Source organism: Halomonas sp. 141 (assembly GCF_002810305.1).
GTDB classification, from domain to species: domain Bacteria; phylum Pseudomonadota; class Gammaproteobacteria; order Pseudomonadales; family Halomonadaceae; genus Vreelandella; species Vreelandella stevensii.
The window spans coordinates 1-9361 of the sequence record NZ_PINZ01000068.1; the positions used below are offsets into that span (position 1 = coordinate 1).

General features: G+C 63.3%; 8 protein-coding genes. 3 read left to right on the forward strand and 5 right to left on the reverse strand.

The window, feature by feature from the left end:
* The 5 genes from CWI66_RS16715 to CWI66_RS16735 form a co-directional block, all read right to left on the reverse strand.
* A partial coding sequence (locus CWI66_RS16715; protein ID WP_100732298.1) for an electron transfer flavoprotein subunit beta/FixA family protein occupies window positions 1-536 on the reverse strand: 536 nt, incomplete at its 3' end.
* Window positions 537-684: 148 nt separating this feature from the next.
* Window positions 685-2070 carry a hypothetical protein gene (locus CWI66_RS16720; RefSeq protein WP_016913908.1) on the reverse strand — a complete coding sequence of 462 codons (1386 nt, stop codon included), beginning with the start codon at window positions 2068-2070 and terminating at the stop codon, window positions 685-687.
* Window positions 2067-2525 (reverse strand): PaaI family thioesterase, encoded by a 459-nt coding sequence (locus CWI66_RS16725; protein WP_016913909.1) that lies wholly within the window; start codon window positions 2523-2525, stop codon window positions 2067-2069. Before CWI66_RS16725 ends, CWI66_RS16720 begins: the two co-directional genes overlap by 4 nt.
* Window positions 2522-4123: a class I adenylate-forming enzyme family protein gene (locus CWI66_RS16730; protein WP_100732299.1), complete on the reverse strand. Its 1602-nt coding sequence runs from the start codon at window positions 4121-4123 to the stop codon at window positions 2522-2524. Before CWI66_RS16730 ends, CWI66_RS16725 begins: the two co-directional genes overlap by 4 nt.
* Complete coding sequence (locus CWI66_RS16735) at window positions 4123-5274, reverse strand: acyl-CoA dehydrogenase family protein (RefSeq protein ID WP_100732300.1); 1152 nt, start codon at window positions 5272-5274, stop codon at window positions 4123-4125. Before CWI66_RS16735 ends, CWI66_RS16730 begins: the two co-directional genes overlap by 1 nt.
* Before the next feature lie 242 nt (window positions 5275-5516).
* Between CWI66_RS16735 and CWI66_RS16740 the strand changes: the two genes are divergently transcribed.
* From CWI66_RS16740 to CWI66_RS16750, 3 genes are all read left to right on the forward strand, one after another.
* A complete protein-coding gene (locus CWI66_RS16740; protein ID WP_100732301.1) occupies window positions 5517-7049 on the forward strand; it encodes a 3-hydroxyacyl-CoA dehydrogenase in 1533 nt (510 codons plus the stop codon).
* Window positions 7050-7095: 46 nt separating this feature from the next.
* Window positions 7096-8304: a 3-oxoadipyl-CoA thiolase gene (locus CWI66_RS16745; protein WP_016913913.1), complete on the forward strand. Its 1209-nt coding sequence runs from the start codon at window positions 7096-7098 to the stop codon at window positions 8302-8304.
* A 101-nt stretch (window positions 8305-8405) separates the two neighbouring features.
* On the forward strand, window positions 8406-9227 hold the full coding sequence (locus CWI66_RS16750) for an IclR family transcriptional regulator (RefSeq protein WP_016913914.1): 822 nt from the start codon (window positions 8406-8408) through the stop codon (window positions 9225-9227).
* Window positions 9228-9361: the final 134 nt, after the last annotated feature.

Below are 9361 nucleotides of genomic sequence, written 5' to 3' on the forward strand. Positions count from 1 at the left end.
CGCAGGTCGGTGGTGACGATGGCGGGCAGCGTGAGGGCGACGGTTTGCAGGCCGCCGTCGATTTCACGGGTGACGTTGACCTTGTCGCCGTCTACCGCCACTTCCGAAGCAAACGTGCCTTGCGGCAGGTTAGTGAGGGCTGCCAGCATCTGGCCGGTCTGGTTGTTGTCGGTGTCGATGGCCTGTTTGCCGAGGATCACCAGACCGGGCTGCTCTTCATCCACCACCTTGGCCAGCAGTTTGGCCACCGCCAGCGATTCGACACGCGCGTCGGTCTCGATGTGGATGGCGCGGTCGGCCCCCAACGCCAGCGCGGTGCGCAGCTGCTCCTGGGCAGCCTTGGGGCCTACGGTCACGGCCACGACCTCGGTGGCTACGCCCTTCTCTTTCAGGCGCACGGCTTCTTCTACGGCAATTTCGCAGAAGGGGTTCATGGCCATCTTGACGTTGGTCAGATCCACATCGGAGTGATCCGCCTTGACGCGGATCTTGACGTTGTAGTCGATGACGCGTTTTACCGCGACGAGGATTTTCATAAGGCATGCTCCCACGATTGAATCATCAGCTTTTTAGCTCTTCAGTTTTTAGGCTCAATTCCGCATAGTAAAATAATATTTCACTTTATAAAAAGAACAATAAAAAAACGCCTGGCAAAGGTCAAGCGTTTCAGACAACGAGCGCCTGCTAAAACGGCGACCAGCCAAACCAGAGCGCCAGTAGCGGAATCGACGCCACCAAAAAACGCCCATTCCAGCGATAGCCAATGCGGGTCGCGGGCACGCCGGTAAAGCGCGACAGAATCAGCATCGACGCCGTCATGGGCGACGACATCAGCGCCAGTGCCCAACCCACCATCAACGACGCCCCGATCAGCGCTGGTGTCAGCCCAGGGATGTCCAGAGTGGGCAGCAGGCCCACCAGCAGCGTCACGGTGACGATGGGATTGACGCCTATTTGCGCCAGCCCCACGACCATCAGCATCGCCAGGACTGCGTTGAAGGTGCCCAGCGGGCCGAGCACCGCCAGCAGCGGCCCAAGCTGTTGGGTATCCACCAGGCCCACACACAGATGCCCCAGATAGCCCGCCGCCCCCAGCACCACGATCTCGTTGGCGCTGGGCGACAGCAGCCAGGGGAGCTGGCGATGAACCGCCGTTAGCGCCGCAGGCAGCCCGGCGTAACCCAGCCGACGCCGCTGCCAGGCAAGCCATAGCAGCGCCCCGCTGGGGGCTCCCAGCAGTGCGGCAATCGGCAGGCGCACGTCGAGCAGCCAGGCCAGCGAAAACACCAGTGCCACGATGCCGATCAGCAGCACACTGAACTGGGCCAGAGGGCGTAGCGAGGGGGAAACGGAGGACTTGTTGGCGGGCGGATGCGGACCCGTCAGGTAATCCACCGCCCAGCCCGCCATGAAAATCAGCCCAGCCGCTCCCAGAATGTAAGGGGCTAGCTGTAGCCAGGTGACCTGGGGAAGACTGGAAAGCACCACGGCCACCCCAATGCCCATGGGCGAAATCAGCGGGGCCAGCGAAAAGCCGCGCAATAACGCCAGCATCATACGACGCTGGCGCGCCTGCTGCACCCAGGTACGGCCTTGGGCGGCGCTCAAGGTATTGCTCTTTTCGATCATGGCGGCAAACAGGTTGAGCACGCCAATGTTCAGAATGATCCCAAACAGCGCCGACCCCAGCGAGAGAATCGGGTAGCGGCGGCCCGGGGGCTGAAGCAGCATGCTCTGGCCACAGCGGCGCACCAGACGGGAACGATAGGCGGGCAACCTGAGCATACTGAGCGCCACCACGAAAGTGGCAAAGAACGCAAAGCGTCCACTTGCCTCGAACAGCAGTTGGCCGGGGGTTGGCGAGCGCCACAGCGCCAGCAAACTCAGAAGGCCCGCTGCACACAGCAGCCCCTTGGCCATACGCGTCAACTGGCCCCGCAGGGTCGCCAGGTAGAGCAGCAGCGCGATAATGCCCACGGCCTGCCACAGCACGCTGCCCCCTACCAGATGGATCAGGGTGGCCAGTGTTACCAGCAGCAGACAGGAGACCCGCACACGGGCTGGGCTCACTCGTTTGGCTCCTCCGCCTGTGGGTCCGGCATGCCGTGAGCCGACTCGCTGCCGCTGCGGCGGCGAAACGACCCCTCACCCATGGCCACGAGGCGGCCCTGGTCATCGACGATGTCACCGCTGGTCATGTAGGTCTTTTGGCCGCCCCCGCGCAGAGTGCCCGTGGCGCGCAATACGCCCTGCCGGGCGGGCCCCACGAAGGTGGTGGTCAGAGAAAGCGTCATGCCACGACGAATGTTGCCCGGCACATCGCAGTGCAGGCCCGCCAGGCTCAGCGCACTATCCAGCATCGAGGCCAGCACGCCGCCGTGGACGTTGCCGCTGCGGTTCAGGTGCTTGGGCTCGATGGTGAGTTCCACCACCGCGCGCCCCTCTTGCCACTCGACTACGTGCATCCCCAGCAATTCGTGATAGCCCATCAGCGCCTGGGGTGTGGTCGTGTCTGTTTCGCTCATGAGGCGCTCTCCTGCTGGGCCAGATCCCGCAGCCGCCCTTTCAAAATTTTCCCGCTGGCAGTGGAAGGCAGTGATTCCATCAAGACAATTTGAGTCGGCCGCTTGTAGGGCGCCAGCCGTTCGGCAATGAAAGCTTTGAGTTCGGCCATATCGACCTCGATACCCGGCTCGCACTGCACGAACGCCACCACTTCCTCATTGCCCGCCACCTGCCGCCCCACCACGGCGGTCAGGGTGACTGCCGGGTGCTCGTTGATCACCGCTTCAACGTCCGGCGGGTAGATATTGAAGCCCGAACGGATGATCAGCTCTTTGCTGCGGCCGACGATATAGAGCCGATCGTCGTGATCCAGCCTGGCGATGTCACCGGTATTGAGCCAGCCATCTTCCGTCAGGGTGGCGCGGGTCGCCTCCGGCTGGCGGAAATAGCCTTTCATGACGTTGGGGCCACGCACCCAGAGCTCGCCCACTTCTTCTCCTGCGTTCTCGGTGGTGCCGTGACTGCCCAAGGGCTCCAACCGATACTCCAGCAGCGGCAGCACACGGCCCACGGTGCTGTTCTGGTGGCGGTCGTCGATACGCGTCTGGCTGATGGTCGGGCTGGCTTCGGTGAGGCCATAACCATTGTGCAGAGTCAGGCCAAACGCGGCCTCGACGCGGGTCTTGGTATCGCTGTCCAGGGGTGAACCGCCTGCCGAGATATAAATGAGCGCCGGTGCTTCCAACGCCCGCTGCTCGCGCTTCAGGTACTCCAGCGCCCGAGCGTACATGGCGGGTACCCCCTGCAGTACGGTAATGCGCTCCTCTTTCAAAGTGGCCAGCAGGTGCGGTGCCTCGAAGCGCGGTACGGTATACAGGCAAGCCCCGTTGTACAGCGAGCCCATGCACACCGACGAAAGGCCAAACACATGGGACATGGGCAGCACGCCATACACCCGCTGCCCTTCGTTGAGATGGCGCATGCCGCCGGAAATCGAGGCGATATACAGAATGCCACGATGGGTGAGCATCACGCCTTTTGGCGTGCCAGTGGTGCCCGAGGTGTAGATCATCGCCGCCACCTGTTCGGCACCGCTGGCTTCTACGGGCTCGGGCTCACTATCGCAGAGTGGCGAAATGGCCAGGCTACCCAGTTGAGGGTGCTGGTAACGGTCGGCTGCGTGGCGCTGGGCGTGTTGAACCGCTTCGGCAGAGGCTTCGCAGGTATAGAAGATACGTCGAGGCTGGCAATTCCCGCGAATCGCGTCCACCTCTTGCGCCGACAAGCGCGAGTTGACGATGGCTACCCAGACGCCCAGTTCACTGGCGGCCAACAGCAACACCACCAGTGCCCGACAGTTTTCACTGACCGTCATGATCCGGTCGCCGGGGCGCACGCCCAAGGCGCCCAGCCACTCGCAGGCGGCCCGAATCTCCTGGCCCAGCTCAGCGTAGCTCCAGCGGACGCTGCCATCCACCAGCGCGGGGTGATCCGCCAGGCGCCGAGCGTTTTCCAGCACGCGGGTGCTCAAGCGCTCGGGTAGCTCCGCCAGCAGTTCGCTCGCTAAGCGACCAAAGATCGTCTCGTCTGGCGCTTGGTAAGGGACCGACAGAGCCATCAGGACGCCTCCCGCACCATGTTGCGCGCGATCACCAGCTGCTGGATCTGCGTCGTACCTTCGTAAATGCGGAACAGACGCACATCGCGATAAAAGCGCTCTACGGCGTATTCCGACATGTAACCTGCTCCGCCATGAACCTGCACGGCTCGGTCGGCCACGCGGCCGACCATTTCGGCACAGAACAGTTTGCAGCAGGAGGCCAGGGTGGAGACGTTTTCGCCATCGTCCTTGCGTCTGGCGGCGTCCATCACCATGGTTTTGCCCGCATAGGCCTCGGTCTTGCTATCCGCCAGCATCGCCTGCACCAGCTGGTGCTCTGCCAGCGGCGCGCCAAACTGCTTGCGCTCCATGGTGTAGCGCAGCGACTCTTCCACCAGCCGTTCGGCCACGCCCACGCACACCGCAGAGATATGCAGCCGCCCACGGTCGAGCACCTTCATGGCAGTCTTGAAGCCCTGGCCCTCTTGACCGCCAATGATGTTCTCAGCGGGCACCCGGCAGTTGTCGAAAATGATATCGCAGGTATGCGCGCCCTTCTGGCCCATCTTGTTATCTGCCGGGCCACGCATCAGGCCTGGCGTATCGCCCTCAACGATAAACGCCGAGATACCGCCCGCGCCCTTGTTGTCCGGGTCGGTACGCGCCATCACGGTGAACAGGTCGGCTTCCGGGCCGTTGGTGATATAGCGCTTGGTGCCGTTCAAGAGGTAGTGGTCGCCATCGCGGACGGCGGTGGTGCGCAGGCTGGCAGCATCCGACCCAGAGTCGGGCTCGGTGAGGCAGAACGAGCTGAGAATCTCGCCGGTGGCCAGCCGCGGCACGTATTTGGCTTTCTGGGCGTCGGTGCCATCGATCAAGATCCCCTGGGCGCCGATGCCGTTATTGGTACCAAACACCGAACGAAACGCCGGGGAGGTCTTGCCGATCTCCATGGCTACCAGAGCTTCCTCTTCCATGGTGAGACCGAGGCCGCCGTACTCTTCGGGGATCGACAGGCCGAACAGCCCCATCTCCTTCATCTCGGCCAGGATCTCGGCGGGCACTGCATCCTCTTCGGCCAGCCGGGCCTCATTGGGAATCAAACGCTCCCGGACGAAACGGGCAATGGTATCAACCAACTGATTCAGCAGTTCGGGATCACGGATCATGACGGCTCCTGGGACAACGATATTTTTATGGTTGGCGTTTTCGGGGCAGCGATGCCTGCCAATGCGCTTTATCGGTGGTCGACACCTCTGCCCGGCACACTGCCTCGCCTAATTGTTTTGCATGGCGAAACCAGCGCTCACTCTCTTGTCAGGCACTTTTGCATAGCCTAGGATGGCAGTCAATAAACGAAATACTATTTTGCAATGCAGAACAAAAACGCTCACAGCGAGGATGTTGACCCATGTCCAATGACCCAATCGCCCATTCGTTCACCACCCTCGGCATTGTCGGCACGGGGGCCATGGGGAGAGGCATCGCCCAGCTCGCCGCGCAGGCGGGTCTGAAGGTCATGCTATTTGATGTCAAGGAAGGCGCGGTGGCGGAAGCGAAAGCCTTTATTCAAGGGTTATGGCAACGCAGCGCCGACAAGCAGCGAATGACCCAGGTTCAGGCCGAGCAGTATGGCGAGCGACTGGTCGAGGCCCGCGACCTCGCCGCCTTGGCCCCTTGCGACATCGTCGTCGAAGCCATTGTCGAGAAGCTGGACGCCAAACAGGGGTTGTTTGGCGATTTGGAGAGCATCGTTCGCCAGGATGCCGTGCTGGCCACCAACACTTCTTCGCTGTCGGTGACCGCGATTGCGGCCGCCTGCCAGCACCCGGAACGGGTGATTGGCTTTCACTTCTTCAACCCGGTACCGCTGATGAAAATCGTCGAGGTGATTCCAGGGCTGAGAACGGATCACAGCGTTACCCAGCGGGTCGATGCGCTGGGGTCTGCCATGGGCCACTTCACCGCCCAGGCCACCGACACCCCCGGTTTTCTGGTCAACCACGCCGGGCGCGCCTTTGGCACCGAAGCGCTGCGTATTCTGAGCGAGAGCGTGGCCGCCCCCGCCACCATTGATCGCATCATGGTCGACCAGGGCGGCTTTCGCATGGGGCCGTTCACGCTGCTGGACCTGACCGGTCTCGACGTTTCCCATGCGGTGATGGAATCGGTGTACCACCAATATTATGAAGAGCCGCGCTTTCGGCCCTCACCCCTGACCCGCCAGCGGCTTTCGGCGGGGCTGCTGGGGCGCAAGACCGGCGAAGGCTTCTACCGCTACGTGGAGGGCCAGCAGCAGATGCCAGAAGAGCGCCCCCGCCAAGCGACGCCTGCTTGCCCGGTATGGATCAGCCAGGAGGACCCGGACAGCGCCGCTCAGCTTGCCGAGCTGGTCGAAGCTGCAGGCTGGCCGCTGGAGAGCGGGCAGCAGCCTTCCCCCGAGGCGCTGTGCCTGTTGACGCCGCTGGGTGAAGACACCACCCAGTGCGCCCTGCGCCAGGGCCTGAACGCCGAGCAGTGCGTGGCGGTGGACATGCTGGCAGGGCTTGAAAAACGCCGCAGTCTGATGGCGTCGCCCGTGACCCGCGCCAGCCTCATTGAGGCCGCAGCCAGCCTGCTCAATGCCGATGGCACGCCGGTCAGCACACTTCAGGACAGCAATGGCTTCGTGCTGCAGCGGGTGGTGGCCTGCATCGTCAATGTCGGGGCAGATATCGCTCAGCAAGGGGTCGCAGCGCCTGCCACCATCGACCGAGCGGTAGAACTCGGTTTGGGCTATCCGTTCGGTCCGCTACGCATGGGCGACCACTACGGCGCCTCGCGCATCCTGACCATTTTGCACAACCTGCTGGACGCCACCGGCGACCCCCGCTACCGCCCCAGCCCGTGGCTGCGCCGCCGCGCTGCGCTAGGCATGTCCCTGACGAACGGGCCAACGGGCTGACACCCCCCAGTTACCAATACGGCTCACCCAAACAAGGAGAACAACCATGCAAGACGCCTATATCTACGACGGATTACGCACCCCTTTTGGCCGCCATGGCGGCAGCCTGGCGGCCATTCGCCCGGATGAGTTACTGGGATTGACATTAAAAGCGCTGGTGGCGCGCAATCCGTTTGCCCCTGAAAGCTACGAAGAAGTGCTGGCGGGCTGCACCAACCAGGCGGGTGAAGACTCTCGCAACGTGGCCCGCCACGGGGCGCTGCTGGCGGGCCTGCCCATCGACGTCGCGGGACAGACGGTCAACCGGCTGTGCGGCAGCGGCCTGGCCGCCATGATGGACGCCGCCCGGGCGGCGCGTCTGGGCGAAGGCGAGCTGTTCCTGGCGGGCGGAGTCGAGTCCATGTCGCGTGCGCCCTACGTGCTGGGCAAAGCCGACTCTCCCTACGCGCGCAATCAGCCCATGTTCGATACCGTGATTGGCTCGCGCTTCCCCAACCCGTGGCTTGCCAAAGAGTACGGCAGCCACAGCATGCCGGAAACCGCCGATAACATCGCCCACGACCTGAACATTGGCCGCGACGCCAGCGACGCTTTTGCCGCCCGCTCCCAGGCTCGCTACGCCCAGGCTTTGGCCAACGGTTTTTATGACGGCGAGATGTTCGGCGTCGAAGTGCCCCAGGGGCGCAAACAGCCGCCACTGATGGTGGACAAGGACGAGCACCCCAGGCCGGAAAGCACCGAAGAGAAACTGGCCAGGCTGGGTGCGCTGTTCGACAACGGCGTCGTGACCGCAGGCAACGCTTCCGGGTTGAACGACGGCGCCGCGGCGCTGATCGTCGGCACCCTGGCTGCGGGCGAGCGTGCCGGAATTGCCCCCCGCGCCCGTATCGTGGCCAGCGCCGTGGCGGGCGTTGCCCCTCGGGTGATGGGCCTGGGGCCGGTGCCCGCGTCGCAAAAAGCGCTGGCCCGGGCAGGCCTTGAGCTGGCACAGATGGACGTCATCGAAATCAATGAGGCCTTTGCGGTGCAGGTGCTGGGCTGCGTTCAGCAGCTCGGGCTTTCCGCCGATGACCCACGCCTGAACGCCAACGGCGGCGCCATTGCCATCGGCCATCCGCTGGGTGCCTCGGGCGCGCGCTTGGCCCTCACGGCCCTGCGCCAGCTGGAAGCCACCGGCGGGCGCTATGCGCTGGTGACCATGTGTATCGGCGTGGGTCAGGGCATTGCCACCATCATCGAGCGCCTGGAGCGCTGACGCAGGCCAAGCGTTGATGGCACTTTGTCATCACGCTTTGCATCGCCCCAGCGCAGGTATGCGATACTTGCTACTCAATGAACGATTAGCCGAGACGCTTGATGGAACCCACCGACGCCGCTGCTGATGAGCCGCAACCCTCCGAAAAAGACCGCAACTTCGTCACCGCGCTGGCGCGTGGGCTGGAACTGCTCCGCGCCTTTGGAACGGGCGAGGAGTACTTGGGCAATGCGGAGCTCTCCAATCGCACCCGCATTCCCCGCCCCACGGTGTCACGGCTGACCTACACGCTGACCCAGCTTGGCTACTTGCAGCATAACCGCCATCTGGAAAAGTACCGCCTGGGGCCAGGGGTGCTGGCACTGGGCTACCGCTTTCTGGCCAACATGGGGATACGCGAAGTCGCCCGCCCCCACTTGCAGCAGTTTGCCGATGCCACCGACTGTAACGTCAGCCTGGGCAGCGCCGACCGCAGCGACATGGTGTATCTGGAAACCTGCCATGGCCACGGCCCGCTGATCATTCGCCTGGACGTGGGCTCCCGGCTGCCCATCGCCACGTCGGCCATTGGGCGCGCGTGGCTATGCGGCCTGCCTGGCGAGCGTCGCCATCAGGTGATGCAAGAGCTGGCCGCGTTTCATGGCAGCGACTGGCCCCGCCTGCAGGCGGGCATCGAACAGAGCCTGCGCGACTATGCCGAATACGGCTTCTGCCTCTCCGAACAGGATTGGCAGCGGGATATCAGCGCGGTGGCGATGCCACTGATTCTGGAAGATGGTGCGGAAGTCATGGCCATCAACTGTGGCGGCTCCAGCCTGCGGCTGGATCATGATCGCCTGGTCAACAATCTTGGCCCACGACTCAAGGAGGTCGCTGCCCGCATCAAGCAGGAACTCGCCCCCAAATATGGGGCTTCACGTTAATCCCGTTGCCGGCGACCTTTCACTAAGGAACCGCTGATCAATTCGGTTCTAAGCGGTTGAAGCGCTCAGAATGGTACTTTCACCGCATCAGCGGTCGCTTTCTGACCAGTAAAGATGGCCTATTTCCCCTGCCA